Origin of the sequence: Janthinobacterium sp. MP5059B, assembly GCF_001758645.1 — a bacterium.
GTDB lineage: Bacteria > Pseudomonadota > Gammaproteobacteria > Burkholderiales > Burkholderiaceae_D > Janthinobacterium > Janthinobacterium lividum.
The window spans coordinates 452452-472295 of sequence record NZ_LRHX01000016.1 but is presented as its reverse complement, the minus strand read 5'-3'; the positions used below and the strand labels follow the sequence as shown (position 1 = coordinate 472295).

Genomic DNA, 19844 nt, shown 5'->3' with positions numbered 1-19844 from the left:
TGCGCATGGCACGCTTTCAGTGATGCAGGGACAACAAGCCAGCAGGCGATGACTAAGAGTGTGATGTGATGAGCATAATCGGACAAGATATTCCCATGGAACGGCCGGATACGGATGGGCGCGCCGCCGTCTTCGTTCCCGTCACGGGCGTGAAGGAAGATGTCCTGTTGACCATACGCAAGGGGGCGGCCATCGTCGGCTTTGCCAACCACGACCGCACCATCACCGTGTATTTTGAAAGCAACCGTTTTGACGATCCCGTGCTGGCCAAGTGGGAGCACAAGGCGCGCAAGGCCTATGACCGCCTGGTCGACAATGCGCCCACCGTATCGAAACTGACCACCAGCCCCGCCAATTTCGAGCAGATCGGCTATATCAATGGCAAGGGCATCACCATCCGCCGCATGGAAAGCCTGCAGCGCTGGCTCGCGTATTCGGATGCGATGGAGTCTTGCCCTGCAACGGATATCATTCCGCGCACGCTGATCGCCAAGCCCGAAAGCGTTAAAGTTTAAGAGCGGCTGATACAACACCCTCGGTGTTGTTGCCTGCCCTGCATTTACCTTACTGTACTGACGTACTGTCTTCGGGGCGCGCCTAGCCCTGAGCATTTTCTCAGCCGCTCCTGATGTGCATACGGGAGCCAACGATGTTGTCGGATTAGCGCGGCTTTGCCCCGCTGATCCGACCTGCGCGACCTACGCCTGACTTCGCTCACGCCCCCCTCACACCACGACGATATTCGCCTGCGCCTTGAGCGGACAGGGCAGGGTGTCGTCGAAGGTGATTTCGATGGCGCTGGCGATGAACATGCCGCCGATGTGCTGGGCCGCGATTTCCGGCGGCGTGCCGGGCTTGGTCAGGTTGACGTCCTGGGCGAAGACGAAGACGCGCCAGGTGCCGTAGACCTTCTGGTCGTATTGCAGCAGGGTGCGGTAAGCCCGCTTCAAGTCCAGGCTGCCTGCGTAGACACCATCGTTGGCGCCCGGGTCGAAGCCCAGGCCGTCGTCGGTCAGCGATTCCACGAAATACAGGCCCTGCGGCGCCTGGAACAGCACGAAGGCATACAGCTCCGTGCCGCGGAAGACATTGCCATTGTCGCGCTTGAAGCTGGCGCGTATCCACAACGGTTCGTAAGCTTGCACGACGGCGGGCGTATCCGTTTCCACGGGCCCCGCCACATGGATGTTGACTTGCGTTTCGGTGACGGCATGCTGGTAGGTGGCGCCCGTTGTGAAGCGTTGATACTCCCAGCTGATGTCGGCCGTGTAGGGCAAGCCCGCGTTCGGCGCTTCGGGCAACACCCATTTCGCCACCACGCGCTCGGCCAGGGTCAGTTCGCCGGCGGCCGGTGGTGTTGCTTCCTGGCCACGCCAGAACGGATCGGCGATATCGGAACAGGCGACGGCGATGGCGCCCGAGGCGATGGCCGAGGCGACGCCCGCTACCGTGAATTCGGGCTGGCCCGAGCCGGCCCCTTCGAGCGAGCAGCAGTCGACGCTGGGATCGGTTTCCTCGAAGGTGCCGCCCACGCTGAAGCTGGCCTTGCCGGACCCGAGGGCGGCTGAAATGATGGCCACCAGCGCGGCGATGATGGCAATGATGATGGCGAGTATCTTCCACCACGGGTCGGCAAACGGCAGCTCGCCATGCGTGCCCGCGTAGGCGGGGGTCGGCGTCCAGACGAGGGTCATGCCGGTCGGCACGATGGGCCCCAGGCCGGGCGGGCAGCGGCAGTCTTTCCCGTCGCCGCCCGTGCTGCCCCAGCGCTTGCCGGGCAAATGGCCTTGCGGCTTGGACAGTTCCAGGGTGCCTTCCTCGACCGTGCACGTGTAGGTATTGGTGGCGCTGTCGAAGCGCGTCTGCGAGACGAAGATTTGCTGGATCGAGCGGCGCGGCGTGTAGCCGTCCGCCTTGGCGACGAAGCTGACGAGGCGCTTGCCGGGCGCCGCATGCTGGAAGTCGGCATCCCACATGACGAGCATGGCCGCGCCGGCGGGAATGCTGGCAAAGAAGAAAGTGCGCGCCACGGGCACGATGCCGGGGTCGCCCACGCTTTCCAGGTACACCGTGACATTGTTCAGGGCGCTGCCGGACATATTGGTGACGTGGGCGGCGATGCGCAAGCCATAGATGGCATTGTCGAAGATGCCATCGGGCAGCATGATATTGGTGACGGGCTCGATCGCGAACGGCCGCGTCAGTACCTGCAGGGGGGTATCGCTCATGATGCTTGCTCCTCGGGGCTTTGCTGCTCTTGAGCTTGCTCTTTCTCCAGATCGGTGACGATATACGTGATGCCGCCCATGACCTCGCCGTCCTGGCTCTCCAGCACGCGCAGCAGCGCATACTGGCGTGGCGGCAAGGCTTCGGCGCGCACGCTCAGGTACACGGCCTGCGCCTGGCCGCGCGGCACTTCCAGCGCCAGCTTTTGCTCGCCAGGCGCATCGCCATTGCAATGGGGCGTGCGCGCCAGGCCAGCGACCAGGCGCGCGTCCCTGGCCGGCTGCCATCGCTCAAGCCCCAGGGTGGCCAGCAGGCGCTCCGGCAGCTCGCCGCCCTGTTCGATCTGCAATTCCACTTTTTTCGTTGCGCGGGGCAGGGCCGACACCGCGATGCTCAGCAATTGCGCACGCCTGGCTGCCAGCACCACGGTGACATTGCGCTGGGCGATCTGCTCGTGCTGCTTGGGCTGGAAAGGAAAACCGTTGGGCAGGGGATCTGGCAGCGGATTGATGTCGCCCGGGCCGTGGGCGACGGCCAGCAGGCATTCGTGGCCGCCATTGACGATGACGGGGACCCAGGGCACCAGGCACAGCACTTCCTGCGTGGCGCCGGGCGGCAAGTCCGCAAAGGCGGAGCCGATCTGCGTGGCGGCGCCGACGGCGATCTGGCCGGAAGGGTCGGCCCAGTAAAAGTCCACGCGCACGCCGTTCGAGGCGCTGTTGCCCGTGTTGTGCACGCGGCCCCACAGGTAATTGCTGGTGCCGGCGATGGGCGCGCCGGGCGGGCCATTCGGATCATTGCCCGGCACGACCCAGATATCGGCGCTGTCCCACCACGAGGGCTGGCCGTCTTCGATGATCAGGTGGGCTGGCATGGCGTTCTCCTTGTCCTTGGCCGGTGCTTGTAGCTTAGACTGCGGCGGCGATTCAGCGATTGATCAGCCTCAAACCTGCTGAAATACGGCAGCATGTGTTTATGTGGAACGTAGTGTGCGATTTTTCATAAACAGGCACAGCTGGCCCAAAGTTCTAAATTTGTTGTGCTGGAAATAAATGGTATTGCTGGCAAAGGATGAGCTATTATTTGAAAGATAATTTGAAGTGTTTGATTGCAATTTTATTGATGTCGATTTCATCGTTATGGCAGGATGGATTTTCCTCGTGACGTATGGGTGACGTATGAAGAGGTATTTTGTGAAAAAGGAAATTGAATACCAATGTCAGGAATCGACTTGTCAGGCGACATTTCATTGGACTGTGAGCTTTTGTCCTTTTTGTGGAACGAAGCAAACGGTTGTCAAGGTGAAGATAATGTCACCGCAATTCGAGGTGAAAAACGTTGACGGGAATACGCCGTTTCCCATGAGTGATCAGACCAGGATTGTTGCTTCCAGTGAGCGGGATGATCGCGGAATGAGGGGGCGAGCATTGCCAGATCCTGTTTTATTGGACGATGGTCAGAAAAAATACAGTATTCATATTGTCGACAGTATTTCAAATTCGTACTGCGATAGCGTCTCGTTTAGTGCTTTGTTGCGATACGGGAAAAGTACCTTGGGTCTGGATACAAGGCGGGTGGAGTCGATTTTATCGGTGGCTTTGCAACGTTTAAATGTCGTCAACGAAAAAGCGTTGTTGGATGAACTTGATGGACTGTTGCACGTTTTTACAGACACTGAAAAAAAATTAGATAACAAGAGTCGTGTTGACGCATTGCAAAGTGTCTGTAAGCCGCGTCCTGGCGCGATGAAGGGTGTCGATCCAGAGATCGCGGAGCGGTACATCAACGATTTTTGTCGCAAGCATAGCGTGATGCAGAGGTCAGGTATCTGGGGCTGGAAAATTTTGTAGGGTAGTGGGTTGCATAGAGTTGATTTGGTTTGATCGTTCAAATTACAATTTTTAAAAACAGAGGAAAACATGAATCAATCCGATCTGGACTGGTTGAAGAACCGTGTAGCTGCGGCTGTGGATGATGATTTTTATCTGGATCGGGGTGAAGAGAGGCGCATTAAAGAAGAGTCCGCCGCACGCGGTATCGTGAGCAGAGAAATAGAGTTGGTGATCCGTGAACAGTTAGATGAATACTCCGCAGTGTCCGAGCGTGCGCTCGTAGAGGAGCTGGATAGGTTGCTGCATCAGTTCACTGACAACGACAAGAAACTGGATCAGAAAGAAGAGCGTCTGGCACTGAGTAAAGTAGTTAACGTGGCGTCTGGCAAACGTGTTGGACTGGATCCACGTGTGGCAGAAGAATATGTGACTAATTTTTGTAAGGCAAACGGGGCATCGCGTTCGACGGATACAAAAAAATGGTTGGGTTCCCAGATGGGACTGGCGGTTGTCGCCGTTGCCGTTGTTGGCGCTGCGATCTTCTTTGCGACTCGGGCGTCGAAGGATGTAACTTCAGGCGCAGTGTCACAAGTCAATGAGAGCCGGTCTGTGGATAAGAAGGCGATTAAGCTCAATGAAAATGATCGTTCGGAAATCGATGATCAGTTGCGTCGTGCCTCCCTTTATATTGAGAAAGCTCAATACACTGATCCGCCGGAAAGTTCGGCCAAGGCTTCTCTCGATCAAATTCGCCAGATCGACCCCGAGGGACAATATCGTGGTGAGGAGGTCAAAGGGCTTGCCAGCAAGATAGTTGATCATTACATCAAACTGGCTGAAAAAAGTGCCGCATCAAATGATCTTGGCGCGGCTGCCAAGTGGTTGGCGCGTGCGAAGCTGCTGAACCGTGATCGTGAGGTAATATTAGAAAAGGAACGAGCACTAGGGCTGGTGAAGGCAGAGCGTTAAGTCTGCGCTATCTCCGCCAGCAGAGATAAGCAGAGCTCGCAATGGCCAAGGCATTCGATTTGATCGTATGCCTTGCCTTGTTGCATCAGCAGAAGGTTGGAATGTGTCTGAAACAGTGAATGACGTTTGCATCAACGCCGCTTGCGGCCGGACCTTGCCGCTGCGCGTGGCGCATTGCCCGTTTTGCGGCGCGCGCCAGATGGCGCAAGCGCCTGTTCTGGAGAAAGCCGTAGCGCCGCCGCCCGTACCGCGCATGCCACCGCCGGTGCCCGCGGCTCCGCCCATTCCTTCGCCTGCTCCTGCGCCCACCCCCGTGCCGCAGCCCGCACCCGTTCCCCAGTCAATCCCGCCAGCGCCTGCCGCGCCGGCAGCTGCGCCCGCCAAGGCGCCGCCCGCCAAGCCTGCCACCAGGGGCTCGGTGCCGCCGCCGCGCCCGCCCGTGCGCTTGCGCACATGGATCGCGGCGGCAGTGGTGCTGACCGGTATCTGGTTTTTCAACAAGCCAGCCGACAAGCCTGCCAGCGTGGCGGAACAGGTCGAGGCCGCCACTGCGCTGGCGGCGCAATGCGACCTGGACGGGGCACGCAGCGCGCTGGCCGTGCTGAAAAGCGCCAAGGCGCCCGCCGCGCAGATCAAGCGCTTGCAGGCAAGCATCACCAAGTCCGCCGCTACCTGCGACAGGCAACAGCAGCGGGCGCAGGCGTGGCTGGCGCTGCAAGGCAGCGTCAACCAGGCCCTCGACGCGGGCAAGCCGGAGCTGGCCGCCACGCGCCTGGCCGTGCACGTCAAGCGCTGGGGCGACGATCCCGACACGCTGGAACTCGACTCCAAGGTGAAAGTGGCGCTGGCCAGCGCCCAGCTCGACCTGGCTGACGCCTGCCTGGCGCGTTCGGACCGGGTGTGCCTGGAAAACAGCCTGCTCGCCGCCGAACGCTATAAACGGCCGGAACTGGCGGCGCGCACGCAGGCGCTGCGCACGGCGCTGTCGCAATTGCTCGAGCGCTCGCTGCTCGATACTGCCCCGGGCCAATAGCGCCAAGGTGTACAACGCCCGCCGGGGTCAAGCCGGGCGGGCGCATTTTACTCAGCCTTACTCTTGCGGCACCAGCGCCAGCGCCGCGCTGAAGTCGCCCATCGGCTTGCCGCCGTTGGCCACCAGCGCCTTGTCGCGCGTGCTCAAGCCATCCAGTACGGGCAGGGCGAAGCGGTGCGTGATGGCGCGCAGGATGGACGCCGAATCATATTGCGTATGGTCAACTAATCCCTTTTTCACGTAGGGCGAAACGAGGATGGCCGGCACGCGCGTGCCCGGACCCCAGCGGTCGCCCTTCGGCGGCGCGGCGTGGTCGTAGAAGCCGCCGTTTTCATCATAGGTGACGATGACCAGCATGTTTTTCCACTGCGGACTCTTTTTCAGCTGGGCGATGACGCTGGCGATGTGCGCGTCGCCGTCGGCCACGCTGGCGTAGCCCGCATGCTGGTTCAGGTTGCCTTGCGGCTTGTAGAAGGCCACGGGCGGCAGCTTGCCGGCGCTGGCGTCGGCAAGGAACTGGCTGTCGAAGTCGCGCAGGTGGGCGGCGCGGTAGGCGGGCGCCTTCACGGGGTCCATATTCGCAAAGTAATTGAAGGGCTGGTGGTGGAACTGGAAGTTCGGCGGATTCGGGAAGCTGCCGGCGCGCGCGCTGGCCGTGGCCAGGGCCGTGGTGTCCTTCCAGGCGCCCGCATACCAGGCCCAGTCGATGTTCTTGCCAGAGAGCAAGTCGCCGATATTCGTCTGCGTTTGCGGCGGCAGGGTGGTGGCCTTGGCCGTGTCCGCATACAGCTTGCTGCTGTCGCCCGAGGCGGGCGCGTTGCTGCTGGGCTGGAATGGCGGCTGCATGGTATTGACGGCGTAGAACATGCCCGTGCTGTCGGCCGGCGTCAGCGCGCCGTCGTTGGCATAGGCAGGCGCGCCGTTCAGGACGGTGCTTGGCGCCGTGGCGGACGGCGTCAGGCGCAGGAAGTTGCCGTTGGCGTCGACGTCGATCTTCGCGATCGAGCCCTTGGCCACCGAGGTGTCCGCGTTCGGATAGGTGGGCGCGCAGGCGCATATCAGGTACTGGTGCGTGAGGAAGGAACCGCCGAAGGCGCCGATGAACAGGTTGTCGGCCAGCGCATACTGTTTGGCGATGTCCCACAGCTGCATCTTGCTGCCGTCGTAATAGCCCATGCTCAAACCGCCCGCATCGGAATACGCGGCGAACTTGTCGTTGGCGCCGCCGTTGATCTGCATCTGGTTGTTGTAGAAGCGGTGGACCAGGTCGCGCGTGATGACCGATTGCGGCAGGTACAGGGGGCTGTTGGCATCGTCGATCTGGAACGGCTTGTTGGGCAGGTTGGCCGATTGCGCCTGCGTGATGACGGTGCTCTGGCCGGCTGCCGTCATGCCGCCCCAGGTGGGCGGCAGCACGGGCAGGGTGCTGCCGTCGACGTCCTTCTGCGGCACGTAGGCGGAGGTCGACGTGGGGTTCACGCCCGGCACGCCGTTGGCCCCCGGGAACAGGCCGTACAGGTTGTCGAAGCCGCGGTTTTCCGCATAGATCACGACGATGGTCTGGATATTGTTCAGCGCCAGTGCGCTGTTCAGTGCCGCCAGCGCGTCGGCGGGCGCCGCCTGCGCGCTGGCGCTGGCGATGAATGCCGTCACGCTGGCGTTTTCCGCCTTCAGTTTCGCCAGCTCGTCGCCGCTGGCCTTGTTGAAGTCGGACGCCAGGCCCGCTTCGGACACACCGAGGCGCGCGGCCAGCTTGCTGCTGGCGGCCGCAAAGTCGCCGCCGTTGCCGTCCATGACTTGCGCCAGTTCCGTCGACAGGGCGCTGACGAAACCGCTGTGCCCGGCGGGGGCGCGCAGCAGCAGTTTTTGCGTCACCTTGCTGCCCACGTCGCCGATGGCTTCATGGCGGATGGCGTCCGTGCCGATGGTCACCAGCACGGCACCCTGGCCGCCGAGCGTGTAGCTGCCGTCGGCGGCCGTGCGCACGGTGGTGGAGGCGCTGTCGCACGTCAGCTTGGCGCTGGCGCTTTCCAGGCACACCTGGGCGTTTTCATAGTAGCTGCCGATCACCTGGCCCTGGGTGCTGGGCGTGATCGCATAGTCGCTGCCGCAGGCGGCCAGGCCCAGCGTCAGTAACAACGGCAGGGGCCGTAAAGAGGTTTTTGCGTGCAAGTTCATTTTCATGCCTTCTGGGTGGAAAACGTCGCATGCTAGGCAGGCAATATGTCAGCTGCGTGACATATCAGCGCCTGTTACATGACGTAATGTACGGACTTGATACATGAGGTTTTGCAGGGTTTTGTCACGCAGCTGTCACATGCCGTTGCTACGCTGCCAGCCCATGATGAATACGAATCCCTCCCTGCTGCTTGCCGTCGTGGCTGCCTGCCTGCTGGCCGCCTGCCATCCGGCAGCGCAGAAAGAAGCCGCGGCCAAGCCCGCCTATCTGTCGGGCGCATACGCCCCCACCCTGCAACGCCAGCCTTCCGTGGACCAGATGACGGCCATGGGCCGCGCCATGTTTTTCGAGCCCAGCCTGTCCGTGTCGGGGAAGATGTCGTGCGCCAGTTGCCACAGTCCGGAACACGCGTATGGGCCGCCAAATGCCCTGGCGGTGCAGCTGGGTGGCCCCGAACTGAAGGATGCGGGCACGCGGGCCGCACCGTCGCTGCGCTACCTGCAGACGGCGCCAGCCTTTACCGAACATTTCCATGACGACGATGGCGACGACAGCGTCGACGCGGGCCCCACGGGCGGGCGCAACTGGGATGGCCGCGCCCAGTCCGGCCACGAACAGGCGCTGGCGCCGTTGCTGTCGCCGCGCGAGATGGGCAACCGCGATGCGGCCGCCGTCGTCGCCAAGTTGCGGGCCGGCCCCCTGGCGGCGCAGTTCCGCCAGACGTATGGCGCGGATATCTTCGAACAGCCGGGCCAGGCGCTGCGCTGGGCGCTGATGTCGCTGGAAGTGTTCCAGGAAAGCCCGTTGGACTTCTATCCGTACACGAGCAAGTACGACGCCGTGCTGCGCAAGCAGGCCGTCCTGAGCCCGCAGGAAGCGCGCGGCCTGGCCCTGTTCAATGATGAGCGCAAGGGCAATTGCGCGTCCTGCCATATCAGCCAGGTGAGTGCCGGCGGCGCCTTTCCCCAATTTACGGATTACGGCTTGATCAATATCGGCGTGCCGCGCAATGGCAAGCTGCCCGTCAATGCGGACCCGGCGTTCTTCGACATGGGCTTGTGCGGCCCGGACCGCACCGACTTGATGGAGCACAAGGAATACTGCGGCAGCTTCAAGACGCCATCCTTGCGCAACGTCACCTTGCGCAAGGTGTTTTTCCACAATGGCAGCTTTGACAGCCTTGAGCAGGTGCTGCGTTTTTACGTGCAGCGCGATACGGCGCCGCAAAAATGGTATCCGGCAGACAAGAACGGCAAAGTGCGCAAATACGACGACTTGCCGCCCGGCCTGGTGGCGAACGTGAACGTGGAAGCGCCATTCGACCGCCAGCCGGGCCAGGCGCCCGCCCTGAACGAAACGGAGATCGCCGACGTGATCGCCTTCCTGCATACCCTGACGGATGGCTATCAGGCACCCCGCCCGGCACAGGGAAAAAATGGCTGAAAAGATATCAAGATACCATTGCTTACAACTACGCCACAAAAGCCTGTTTTTATGTGCGTTAGCGCACGCTAGAAAATTTTAGGCAGGTGTATATTGCGAACTGATCTGTGTCTTTTGATAACAATGAAAGGGAATATCATGAAAGTAAGCAAAAATTGGATGACCGTGTGCGCCGCCGGGATGATGGTTGTGGCACTGGCTGCCTGCCAGAAGAAGGACGATGTCGCTGCAGGCCCTGCTGAACAGGCTGGCCAGAAGATCGATGCGGCCGCTGCCAAGGCTGAAGCCGACATCAAGGCCGCCGCTACCAAAGCTGACGCTGCCGTGAGCCAGGCCGCTGCCGATACGGGCGCCAAGATGGACCAGGTCGCCGCTGACGCCGACAAGAAAATGAGCGAAGCGGCCGATGCCGTCGGCAAGAAAGTGGAAAAAGCCGGCGAAAAGATGCAGGAATCCGCGCACAAGTAATCATCGTAGCAAGCGCGCCAGGGCCGGCCACTTCCGGCCCGGCCCCCGCAGCTGTCGTCAGGTGATGGCGGCTGCGGCGACGCCATCGCTGGCCTGGCCGCCTGGCCTCTTCTTCCCCGCCGTCTCCGTTTTATCCACTCCGTCCGCGCCCCCCAGTACCACGCTCAAATCGACAAAGCCGTCGCGCCACGCGCGTTCCAGGTCTTGCTCCACCGCTTCCAGGGTCGTTCTTTCCACCTGCTGAAAACCGCGCAAGCCATACGCCCGGTTGCGCCCGTGCGCCTTGGCCAGGTACAGCGCCATGTCGATCAGGTTGACGCTGCGCTCCCATGTGAGCGGCCGTCCCAGCGGCGCCAGCGGATAGGGCGCAAAGCCCACGGACACGTGTACCTTGATGGCTTGCCCCTGGTAGTGGATGCTTTGCGCCGCCATGCCGTTGAGGATGCGCCGCGCGATATCGTCGAGTCCGTCGCGCGCGACGGCTGGCAGGAAGGCGAGGAATTCTTCGCCGCCCCAGCGCACGATCATGTCCGTTTCGCGCAGCACTTCGTGCAGGGTTTCGGCGATCGTCGTCAGCACCAGGTCGCCTGCCGCATGGCCGTAAGCGTCGTTGATGTGCTTGAAATGGTCGACGTCGAGCAGGAACAGCGCGCCCACGACATCGGCGCCGCCATACGACGGCTGCGGCTTGCCCGCATGGCTGCGCATGAATTCCTGGAAATGGCGGCGGTTGTACAGGGCCGTCAGCGGGTCGCGCGAGCTCTGGCGCTTGAGTTCCTGGTTTTTCACCTTCAGCTGCACGTTCGCGTGGCGCACCTTGCGGTACAGCAAGCCGACGATGACGGAGGCCATGGCCAGTACCAGCGCCAACAGCCACCATACGCGCTGCTGCAGGCGGCGGTTGTCGATTTCCGTGCTCTTGATCTGATTCTCGCGGCTCAGCAGCTCGATCTGGCGCTGTTTCTTTTCCGCCTCATACTTTTCCTGCAGCTCATATACGGCCTTTTGCCGCTGCTTCTCGAACAGCTGGTTCGAGATGCCCCGTTCGCGGTGATATGCCGTGACGGCGCCGCGCAGGTCGCCTGCCTTTTCCAGCGCCATGCCGTATTCCAGCATCACGGCCTGCATTTCCGGCTGGTTGGCCGTGCGTTCGTAGTAAGCCAGGCCCGTGGCCACGCTTTGCTTGCCTTCCTGTAAACGTCCCTGGCCGATCAGCGCCTGGCCGATGTTCAGGCGCGCCGTCGCCTCCACCTGTTCATTGTTGACCAGGCGCGCCGCCGTGATGGCTTCATTCGCAAAGCGCAGGGCGCGCGCGTAGTCGCCTTCCTTCAGATAGCTGTCCGACAGATTGACGAGGGTGACGGCGACCATACCGCGCGCGCCCAGCTGGCGTTCCAGCGCCAGGGCCGCCAGCAGGGCGCGCTGGCCCCGCTGCGGCTGCTGCGCGTCGAGCGCCAGCCCGTATTCCGTATTCTTGGCCTGCGCCATGCGGCCCGGCGATGCCAGGGTGCCGGACACGGCCAGCAATTCGTCGAGCACGTCGAAGCCCTTGTCGTATTCGCGCATCTGCGTGTACAACAGGGTGAGGGCATTCAGCGCGGCGGCCAGGCTGGAGGGGGAGTTGCTCTGGCGCGCCAGGTCGACGGCCGCCTGCAGCTTGGCCAGCGCAAACGGGAAATTGCCTTCCTCGGCCCAGGACTGGCCCGCGCTGATGGTGGCCTGCACGCGCACGGGCAGGTCGTCCGTGCGGTTGGCGATGCGTTCCGCCTCAAAGGCCAGCAGGTGCGAGGCGCGGCGCTCGTTCATGGCGAACGTGACATAGGCTTTGCAGAGGATGCCTTTTGCCAGCGCCACGTCGCTCTTGTTCTGACGGGCGTAGGCGATCAGTTCCTCGGCCAGCCGCATGGCGATATCGTTCTGTCCCAGGCGCATGCGGACGGTACTCAGCTGTGTCAGGAATTCCGCGCGCACCAGCAGGGGAGCGTTGCGCGCCTGCGTTTCCACCTCCTCCAGGCGCTGCAGGGCGCGCGCGGGGACGAAGCGGCCATCTTCGCGCACGGCGGCAATATGCTGCTCCAGCTTGCTGACCTGGGCATGGCTGGCGGGCGGCAGCAAGCAGGCCAGTACCAGCAGCCAATGCGCCTTTCGCCATGATGCCCGATTCTGTCTGCCTGCCAACGTCCCGCTCCCGCAATGACACCTGTCTGTAACAGATTATATTCTGTTGCAATCAAGAAATATCATGCGGGGCACAGAAATTTGCGAAAGTGCACACTGCCGGCATTGACAAGGCCCCCTTACTGCGCCAGCTGCTGCAGCAGGTACAGGCGCTGGTACAGGCCGCCTTCGATCTGCATCAGGGCATCGTGTGGCCCCGCTTCCGTGATGCGGCCGTGGTTCAGCACGATGATGCGGTCGGCCTCGCGGATGGTCGACAGGCGGTGGGCGATGGCGATGATGGTGACCTTGCCGCGCAACTCGTTGAGGGCCTGCTGCACGATCTGCTCCGTCTGGCTATCGATGCGCGACGTCGCTTCGTCGAGCAGCAGAATGCGCGGTTGGCCTGCCAGCGCGCGGGCAATCGCGATCAGCTGCTTCTGCCCCGATGACAGGCGCGAGCCGCCTTCGCCCAGCGGCGTGTCGTAGCCGTGTTCCAGCGCGGCGATGAAATCGTGCGCATGCGCGGCGCGGGCGGCCGTCTCGATCTGCGCCTGCGTGTAGCCGCGGCCCATGTCGATGTTTTCGCGCGCCGAGGCCGCCAGCAGGAAGGGGTCTTGCGGCACCAGGCCCACGTCGGCGCGGAAGTGCTCGTTGTCGATGCTGTCGAGGGCCACGCCATTGATGGCGATGCTGCCCTGCGCGACGGGATAAAAGCGCAGCAGCAAGGAGAGCAGAGTCGACTTGCCGCTGCCCGTGTGGCCGACGATGCCAAAGAAGGCGCCCTGCGGGATGGTCAGCGACAGGTCGTGCAGCACGGGCTGGTTTTCCACGTAGGCGAACGTCAGGTTCTGGATGTCCACGGCGGGCAGGTCGCTGCCCGCTTTCGTCTGCCGCAGGGCCGGTGTTTCCCTTCCCTGTGCATGCTCGAGCGCCTGCGCTTCGTCCAGCAGGGCCGAGACGCGGGCCGTGGCCACCACCGACTGCTGCAACTGGCTGAATTGCATGGTGATCTGGATCAAGGGTTCGATCACGCGCGCGATGTAGCTGATGAACGCATACAGCACGCCCACTTCCACGGCGCCCATCTCGCGCCGGCCGAAGCTGAAGATGACGACGGCCAGCAGCACGATGTTGAGCATGTCGAGCGCGGGGCGCAGCAGCCAGGCGTTGGCGCGCAATTCCTGCATGCGCGCCGTGTAGTGGTCCTGGTTGATGCCAGTGAAGCGCGCGCCGAAGCGCTTTTCCGCGTTATTTGCCTGCAGCACGCTCATGCCGCCGATCGATTCGGCGATCTGGCCGTTGATCTCGCTGCGCAGGGCGCGCGCGCGCGTGACGGCCGGCGCGCTCCAGCGCTGGTACAGGAAGACGATGACCAGCACGGCCGGCAGCAGGGCCAGCACGATCAGCATCAGCCGCCAGTCGAGGAAGGCCATGGCGGCCATGGTGCCGACCAGGACGATGGAGCTGTCGAGGATGACGAACAGCACTTGCACGTACAGCGATTTCACCGCTTCCGTGTCGTTGGTGACCCGGCTGACCAGTTGCCCCGTGATGGCGCGGTCAAAGAAGGCCATGGGCAGGCGCAGCACGTGCTGATACACGGTTTCGCGCAGACGCTGCACCGAGCGCATGGCCAGGCCGGACAGGCGCACCAGCTGCAGATAGCGCAGGCCGGAAGCGACCCAGCCCGTCAGCAGGCATCCGCCCAGCAGCAGCGACATGCGCGTCCAGTCCAGGTTGCGCGGCAGCAGATGCTGGTCGATCAGGGCCTTGCCCAGAATGGGGCCCGTCACTTCCAGGGCGGCGGCGAGGATCAGCCAGAACGTGGCCCAGTATAAATGGCGCAGGTCGGGCGCGGCGGCGCGGCGCAGCAGGCCGATGGCTTGCGCGGCCTGGCGGCGCACGGATTGCGTGGCGGTGGTGGCTTGTTCGGTCTTAGATGGCATCGAGGCTGGCCTCCAGTTGTTGATAGCGCCACTGGCTGGCATACCAGCCGTCGCGCTGCATCAGCGCGTCGTGGTTGCCCGTTTCCGTGACGTGGCCGTCGCGCAGCACCAGGATCAGGTCCGCGTTGACGACGGCGCTCAGGCGGTGGCTGGCGATGATGGCGCTGCGTTCGGGGCGCTTGCGGCGCAGTTCTTCCAGATGCTGCAGGATGCGCGTTTCCGTACCCGTGTCGACGGCGGACAGCGCGTCATCGAGCAGCAGCAAGCCGTTGTCGGCCAGCAGAGCCCGGGCAATCGCCACGCGCTGGCGCTGGCCGCCGGACAGGGTGATGCCTTTCTCGCCCACGTGGGTGGCATAGCCGTCGGGGAATTGCAGGATATCGGCATGGATGTCGGCCAGCTGCGCCGCCCGCTCCACTTCCTCGCGCGTGGCGCCGGGACGGGCCAGGGCGATATTGTCGGCGATGGTGGCGGAGAACAGGAACGATTCCTGCGGCACCCAGCTGATGGCAGCGCGCAGCGCGTGCAGGGTGTAGGCGTCCAGCGGCTGGCCGCTCCACGTGGCCGTGCCCGATTGCGGCGTGACCTGGCGCAGCAGCACGCGCAGCAGGGTCGACTTGCCGCTGCCCGTCGGGCCCACCAGGCCCAGGGTCTGGCCCGGCTGCAGGCGCAGCGAGATGCCGGACAGCGCGGGCGCCGTCTGGCCCGCGTAGGCGAAGCCGACGTCCTGCAATTGCAGGGGGCCGGGCGTGAGGGTGGCGATGGTGCCATGGTCGTCGATGGCCAGCGGCGCGTCCAGCATCGGCTGCAAGCGCTGCCAGGCGGCACGGCCCCGTTCGATCAGGGAAAGTACCCAGCCGGCGGCGAACATGGGCCAGATCAGCTGGCCCAGGTACATGGAAAAGCTCGTCAGCGCGCCGATGGTCAGCTGGTCTTGCCACACGAGGTAGCCGCCCAGGCCCAGGGTCAGCGCCGTGGCGGCCGTCAGCGTCAGGCCGACTGCCGGTTCGTACGCCGCTTCCCAGCGCTGCGCCGTCAGGCTCGCGTTCGCCGCGTGGCCGGCCAGGGTGGAAAACTGCTGGCTGCTACGCTCTTCCAGGCCTAGCGCGCGCAGGGTGCGCACGCCCGACAGCGATTCCTGCACATGGTCGTTCAGCGCGGAAAAGCGCTTCAATGAATCCGTCGACGCCGTGTGGATATGGCTGGAAATGCGCCAGAAGGCCAGTCCCATCAGCGGGAAGGGCAAGAGGGCGATGCAGGCCAGGCGCCAGTCCACGCCCAGCAGCATGATGCCCAGCACCATCAGCAAGGTCAATGTGCCGTCGAAGCCGGCCAGCATGGCTTCGCCGGCGGCCATTTCGATGGCGTCGATGTCGTTCGTCGCCAGCGCCATCAGGTCGCCCGTGCGCTGGTTCTGGTAGAACGACGCGCCCTGCTGCGACATGCGCGTGTAGAAACGCGTGCGCAGCATCACGCCCAGCTGGTAGGCGGCCTTGAACAGGGTGATGCGCCAGCCCACGCGCAGGAAGTAGATGACGACGCCGACGGCGAGCAGGGTCAGCAGCTCAAGCCACAGTTCGGCAGCCGTCATGCGGTGCGCGGCCAATGCGTCGATGATGGCGCCCACGCGGCGCGGGATCCAGACGGTCAGTGTTGCCACGCCTGTCAGCATGACGGCAGCGGCGGCATACGCCGGCCAATGCTGACGCACGAAGCCGGCGATGAGCCTCGATAAACTCATGGTTACCTTTTGTTTTTAGTAATGGGGTGTCGCGGGGCGGAAGGACGGGCACGCGGACGGAAAGTACGCGTAGGATACAACAAGGTAGAAAAGCGCGCTGTGGACGGGCACGCAAAAAACGGGCCGTAGCCCGTTGTTTTGCTGCATCAGTGCGGCGCGCGACGCTTACTTGCGACCGCTGCCTTTGCCGCCCAGCATGTCGAGCTGTTTCGATGGCGTGCCTTTGGGGGCGGCCTTGGCTGCCGGCTTGGCGGCTGGCGCTGGCGCGTGCTTCACGGCGGCCTTGGCCACGCTCTTGCCGACGGCGCTGGCCGGCTTGGCGGCCGGTTTGGCCGGTGCTGGTGCGGCGGCTTTCGCTGGCGCGGCGGCGGGTGCAGGTGCGGGCTTGGCCGCTTCAGGCTTGGCAACCGGTTTGGCTTCGACCGCTTTCACGGCGGGCTTGTCGGCGGCCTTCTCGGCAACCTTGGCAGGCGCTGCCGCCGGTTTGGCTGCGGGGGCGGAGGCGGCAACGGGGGCGGGCGCTGGCTTGGCGACAGGCTTGGCCACTTCGGCAGGCTTGGCGGCAACGGGCGCTGGGGCCGCTGCTGGCGCAGGTGCAGCGACAGGGGCAGCGGCAGGTGCGGCGATGGCCGGCGCAGGCTTGGCTGCGGCAGGGGCAGGGGCCGTTGCGGCGGCAGGGGCGGCAGCATCGAGGCGGGCCTTGGCCGAGGCCAGCAATTCCGCCTGGGTGCTCGAGGCGATGCCGAACAGCTGGCGGCTGTAGGCCAGCACGCTCTCGATGTTAGGCTGCGCCTGGTTGCTGCTGTAGCTGAAGAAGTCGCGCGGGTCCTGCGTTTCCAGCAGGTGCTGCGCCGTTTCCGCTGTCTGCGACAGGGCGGCTTTGCTTGCGTTCAAGTTCAGGGCGATGATTTTCTCGGCGCTTTCAAAGACTTTGCTGGTCAGCGTGCTGAAGATTTGCAGCTGGTTTTCCAGTTGCGACTTGGCGGCGCTGGAAATTTGTTCAGGAAGCGGAAACATATTTACTCCTTTGTACGGATTAAAATGCTGGCAAAACGCTCTGCAAAATCCCGAAAACCAGAGTTGGCCGCGTTTTGTAAAGCGGGTAGCGTGCTGAATAGCTGATCATAGGCTGATTTTGATGCAACGCAATATGAATATTCTAGCGGTGATTCGAGTTGGTTGAAAGTTATTTTTATCGCGCCGCCCTGTCATGGCGGCATAGCATTCATCAGCTTGTTGCTGTCTGACGAATGTTTGCGCCCGCGCAAGGCGCGCATCGTGATTCTATGGCTATGTTTTTGCCAGTCGCTATATTTTTGCACTGCAGCATTCGCACGGAAGTAGATGTAATGGCAATAATGTCATTGCCCCCAAGTAGCCAACAGAAGGAGTGTCCGCATGGACCTTGTCATCCGCAATGCCAGCCTGCCCGACGGGCGCCGCGCCATCGATATCGCCATCGAGGGCGGCCGCATCGCCGCCGTCGGCCCCGCCTTGCCCGTGGCGGGCGCGCAAGAGATCGACGCCGCCGGCGACCTCGTCACGCCGCCGTTCGTCGACGCCCACTTCCACATGGACGCCACGCTCAGCTACGGCTTGCCGCGCGTGAACGCCTCCGGCACCCTGCTCGAAGGCATTGCCCTGTGGGGCGAACTGAAGCCGCAATTGACGCAAGACGCCCTGGTGGATCGCGCCTTGCAGTATTGCGACTGGGCCGTGGCGCGCGGTTTGCTGGCCATCCGCTCGCACGTGGATATCTGCGACCCGCGCCTGCTGGCCGTCGAAGCGCTGCTCGACGTCAAGCGGCAAGTGGCGCCGTATCTCGATTTGCAGCTGGTGGCATTCCCACAGGATGGCATCCTGCGCAGCCCCGGCGCCTTCGACAATCTGAAGCGCGCGATTGCCATGGGCGTCGACGTGGTGGGCGGCATCCCGCATTTCGAGCGCACCATGGCCGATGGCGCGGAATCCGTGCGCCTGCTGTGCGAATTTGCCTGTGAACGTGGCCTGATGGTCGACATGCACTGCGACGAGTCGGACGACCCGCTGTCGCGCCACATCGAAACCCTGGCCTTCCACAGCCAGCGCCTTGGCATGCGGGGCAGGGTGACGGGGTCGCACCTGACGTCCATGCATTCGATGGACAATTATTATGTCAGCAAACTGCTGCCCCTGATCCGCGAGGCGGGCGTGGCGGCCATTGCCAACCCCCTCATCAACATCACTTTGCAGGCGCGCCACGACACGTATCCGAAGCGGCGCGGCATGACGCGCGTGCCCGAGATGCTGGCCGCCGGCATTCCCGTCGCCTTCGGCCACGACTGCGTGATGGACCCGTGGTACAGCCTGGGGTCGGGCGACATGCTGGAAGTGGCGCACATGGGTTTGCACGTGGCGCAGATGACGGGCCAGCAAGCCATGCACGACTGCTTCCTGGCCGTGACGGAGACGCCGGCGCGCATCCTGGGCCTCGATGGCTATGGCATCGCTCCCGGCTGCCATGCGGATCTGCTGATCCTCGATTGCAGCTCCACGGTGGAAGCGCTGCGCCTGCGCGCGGCGCGGCGCCTGGTGCTGCGGCGGGGGAAAGTGGTCAGCGAGGCGCCCCGCGCGCAATCGCGCCTGCACCTGCCGGGACGGCCCGAAACGGTCAATTTTCGCCTGGGGCGCTGATACAATCAGCCATCACTTGTTATCGGGAGTACCGCTTTGAAAGAAATTGATATCCGCCCGGCCAACGAAGCCGACTTCGACGCCATGTGGCCGATCTTCCAGACCCTGGTTGCCGGCGGCGACACCTATACCTTCCCCGCCGATACCACGCGCGAAGAGTGCCATGCCTACTGGTTCGGCCCCGGCGTGCAAAGCTTTGTCGCCGTGATGGGCAGCGAGCGCCTGCTGGGCATGTACAAGCTCGTGGCAAACCAGCCGGGCCATGGATCGCACGTGGCCAATGCCTCGTTCATGGTCGATCCCGCCGCGCAGGGCGTGGGCGTGGGCCGCCTGCTGGGCGTGCACTGCATGGAAGAAGCACGCCGCGCGGGCTACCTGGCGATGCAGTTCAACTTCGTCGTCAGCACCAACCTGGCTGCCGTCACCCTGTGGAAAAAACTGGGCTTCACTGTCGTCGCCACACTGCCGCTGGCCTACCACCATGCGCAGCTGGGCTATGTCGATGCCTACGTGATGTACCAGCTGCTGACCGACCCGATGCAGTGGCCGGCATGAGCGGCGCCATGACAGAGCCGATCACCGTCATCGAGACGCCCCGCTTGCGCCTGCGCACCGCTACCCTGGACGATGCGGCCTTCTACATGGAGCTGGTCAACGACCCGTCGTGGATCGCCAACATCGGGCAGCGCAACATCCACACCCTGGAAGCGGCCCGCGCCGCGCTTGAAACGGGACCCATGGCGCAGTTCCGCGACCATGGCTATTCGCTGTACATCGTCGAGCGCCGCAGCGACGGCGCGCCTGTCGGCATGGCCGGCCTGGTGCGCCGCGACAGCCTGCCCGGCCCCGATATCGGCTATGCCGTGCGCCCTGCCTATTGGGGCCAGGGCTATGCCTGGGAAGCGGCGGCCGCCATCGTGCAGCATGCGCAGCACGTGCTGCGCATGCGCACCCTGTACGGCATCACTTCGCAGCAGAACCAGGCGTCGATCAACCTGCTCAACAAGCTGGGCCTGCGCTTCGAGCGTTTCTCGCGCCTGCCGCCGGATGGCAAGGAGACGAATGTCTACCGCAAGGATTTTCGTCTGGATTGAGGCGGCAAATGCGTATCAGGGAAGTGAAAAAAAGTATTTAGAAACCGGCGCCTTTTGTAGTGGTGGCGCGCGGTCTTTGT

Annotated in this window: 16 protein-coding genes; 9 read left to right on the top strand and 7 right to left on the bottom strand. The window is 63.4% G+C overall.

What is annotated here, in order from left to right; translation table 11 throughout:
• Positions 1-95 precede the first annotated feature (95 nt).
• Positions 96-515: a hypothetical protein gene (locus JAB1_RS19170; RefSeq protein ID WP_081345510.1), complete on the top strand. Its 420-nt coding sequence runs from the start codon at positions 96-98 to the stop codon at positions 513-515.
• Positions 516-725: 210 nt separating this feature from the next.
• Here JAB1_RS19170 and JAB1_RS19165 read toward each other — a convergent pair whose 3' ends face one another.
• Positions 726-2228 (bottom strand): hypothetical protein, encoded by a 1503-nt coding sequence (locus tag JAB1_RS19165; RefSeq protein WP_070281404.1) that lies wholly within the window; start codon positions 2226-2228, stop codon positions 726-728.
• Complete coding sequence (locus JAB1_RS19160; protein WP_070281403.1) at positions 2225-3100, bottom strand: hypothetical protein; 876 nt, start codon at positions 3098-3100, stop codon at positions 2225-2227. The genes JAB1_RS19165 and JAB1_RS19160 overlap by 4 nt, the downstream gene beginning before the upstream one ends.
• 436 nt (positions 3101-3536) lie before the next feature.
• Between JAB1_RS19160 and JAB1_RS19155 the strand changes: the two genes are divergently transcribed.
• From JAB1_RS19155 to JAB1_RS19145, 3 genes are all read left to right on the top strand, one after another.
• On the top strand, positions 3537-4076 hold the full coding sequence (locus JAB1_RS19155; protein ID WP_139144610.1) for a hypothetical protein: 540 nt from the start codon (positions 3537-3539) through the stop codon (positions 4074-4076).
• 69 nt (positions 4077-4145) lie between these two features.
• The gene (locus tag JAB1_RS19150) at positions 4146-5027 is read left to right on the top strand and encodes a hypothetical protein (protein ID WP_070281401.1); all 882 of its coding nucleotides are present in this window, start codon (positions 4146-4148) and stop codon (positions 5025-5027) included.
• Positions 5028-5130: 103 nt separating this feature from the next.
• On the top strand, positions 5131-6060 hold the full coding sequence (locus JAB1_RS19145; RefSeq protein WP_139144609.1) for a hypothetical protein: 930 nt from the start codon (positions 5131-5133) through the stop codon (positions 6058-6060).
• 57 nt (positions 6061-6117) lie between these two features.
• Here the strand turns inward: JAB1_RS19145 and acpA are convergent, their stop codons facing one another.
• Complete coding sequence (gene acpA, locus JAB1_RS19140; protein ID WP_070281399.1) at positions 6118-8238, bottom strand: acid phosphatase; 2121 nt, start codon at positions 8236-8238, stop codon at positions 6118-6120.
• A 163-nt stretch (positions 8239-8401) separates the two neighbouring features.
• On the opposite strand from acpA, the gene JAB1_RS19135 reads away from it, so the two are divergent.
• Complete coding sequence (locus JAB1_RS19135) at positions 8402-9682, top strand: cytochrome c peroxidase (protein WP_139144608.1); 1281 nt, start codon at positions 8402-8404, stop codon at positions 9680-9682.
• A 138-nt stretch (positions 9683-9820) separates the two neighbouring features.
• A complete protein-coding gene (locus tag JAB1_RS19130; RefSeq protein ID WP_034786523.1) occupies positions 9821-10150 on the top strand; it encodes a hypothetical protein in 330 nt (109 codons plus the stop codon).
• Between the two features lie 57 nt (positions 10151-10207).
• Here JAB1_RS19130 and JAB1_RS19125 read toward each other — a convergent pair whose 3' ends face one another.
• The 4 genes from JAB1_RS19125 to JAB1_RS19110 all read right to left on the bottom strand — a co-directional run bounded on the left by JAB1_RS19125 (position 10208) and on the right by JAB1_RS19110 (position 17014).
• A complete protein-coding gene (locus tag JAB1_RS19125) occupies positions 10208-12265 on the bottom strand; it encodes a tetratricopeptide repeat-containing diguanylate cyclase (RefSeq protein ID WP_343215999.1) in 2058 nt (685 codons plus the stop codon).
• A 182-nt stretch (positions 12266-12447) separates the two neighbouring features.
• Positions 12448-14256, bottom strand: coding sequence for an ABC transporter transmembrane domain-containing protein (locus JAB1_RS19120; protein ID WP_070281397.1), 1809 nt, complete (start codon positions 14254-14256; stop codon positions 12448-12450).
• Positions 14246-15997, bottom strand: coding sequence for an ATP-binding cassette domain-containing protein (locus JAB1_RS19115; RefSeq protein WP_070281396.1), 1752 nt, complete (start codon positions 15995-15997; stop codon positions 14246-14248). The genes JAB1_RS19120 and JAB1_RS19115 overlap by 11 nt, the downstream gene beginning before the upstream one ends.
• A 165-nt stretch (positions 15998-16162) precedes the next feature.
• Positions 16163-17014, bottom strand: a complete 852-nt coding sequence (locus JAB1_RS19110; RefSeq protein WP_070281395.1) for a phasin family protein — start codon at positions 17012-17014, stop codon at positions 16163-16165.
• Between the two features lie 381 nt (positions 17015-17395).
• Here JAB1_RS19110 and JAB1_RS19105 point away from each other — a divergent pair, with 381 nt between their 5' ends.
• The 3 genes from JAB1_RS19105 to JAB1_RS19095 are packed head-to-tail and all read left to right on the top strand — an operon-like array spanning position 17396 to position 19764.
• A complete protein-coding gene (locus JAB1_RS19105) occupies positions 17396-18670 on the top strand; it encodes an amidohydrolase family protein (RefSeq protein ID WP_070281394.1) in 1275 nt (424 codons plus the stop codon).
• A 36-nt stretch (positions 18671-18706) separates the two neighbouring features.
• Positions 18707-19225, top strand: a complete 519-nt coding sequence (locus tag JAB1_RS19100; RefSeq protein WP_034786527.1) for an N-acetyltransferase — start codon at positions 18707-18709, stop codon at positions 19223-19225.
• 8 nt (positions 19226-19233) lie between these two features.
• Positions 19234-19764, top strand: coding sequence for a GNAT family N-acetyltransferase (locus JAB1_RS19095; protein ID WP_083299868.1), 531 nt, complete (start codon positions 19234-19236; stop codon positions 19762-19764).
• Positions 19765-19844: the final 80 nt, after the last annotated feature.

Excerpts from the sequence above, each read along its gene's own strand:
- JAB1_RS19095 (WP_083299868.1), top strand. The coding sequence starts at position 19,234 with ATGACAGAGCCGATCACCGTCATCGAGACGCCCCGCTTGCGCCTGCGC.
- JAB1_RS19170 (WP_081345510.1), top strand. The coding sequence starts at position 96 with ATGGAACGGCCGGATACGGATGGGCGCGCCGCCGTCTTCGTTCCCGTC.
- JAB1_RS19120 (WP_070281397.1), bottom strand. The coding sequence starts at position 14,256 with ATGCCATCTAAGACCGAACAAGCCACCACCGCCACGCAATCCGTGCGC.
- JAB1_RS19130 (WP_034786523.1), top strand. The coding sequence starts at position 9,821 with ATGAAAGTAAGCAAAAATTGGATGACCGTGTGCGCCGCCGGGATGATG.
- JAB1_RS19150 (WP_070281401.1), top strand. The coding sequence starts at position 4,146 with ATGAATCAATCCGATCTGGACTGGTTGAAGAACCGTGTAGCTGCGGCT.
- JAB1_RS19115 (WP_070281396.1), bottom strand. The coding sequence starts at position 15,997 with ATGAGTTTATCGAGGCTCATCGCCGGCTTCGTGCGTCAGCATTGGCCG.
- JAB1_RS19105 (WP_070281394.1), top strand. The coding sequence starts at position 17,396 with ATGGACCTTGTCATCCGCAATGCCAGCCTGCCCGACGGGCGCCGCGCC.
- JAB1_RS19160 (WP_070281403.1), bottom strand. The coding sequence starts at position 3,100 with ATGCCAGCCCACCTGATCATCGAAGACGGCCAGCCCTCGTGGTGGGAC.
- JAB1_RS19110 (WP_070281395.1), bottom strand. The coding sequence starts at position 17,014 with ATGTTTCCGCTTCCTGAACAAATTTCCAGCGCCGCCAAGTCGCAACTG.
- JAB1_RS19155 (WP_139144610.1), top strand. The coding sequence starts at position 3,537 with ATGTCACCGCAATTCGAGGTGAAAAACGTTGACGGGAATACGCCGTTT.
- JAB1_RS19165 (WP_070281404.1), bottom strand. The coding sequence starts at position 2,228 with ATGAGCGATACCCCCCTGCAGGTACTGACGCGGCCGTTCGCGATCGAG.
- acpA (WP_070281399.1), bottom strand. The coding sequence starts at position 8,238 with ATGAACTTGCACGCAAAAACCTCTTTACGGCCCCTGCCGTTGTTACTG.
- JAB1_RS19135 (WP_139144608.1), top strand. The coding sequence starts at position 8,402 with ATGATGAATACGAATCCCTCCCTGCTGCTTGCCGTCGTGGCTGCCTGC.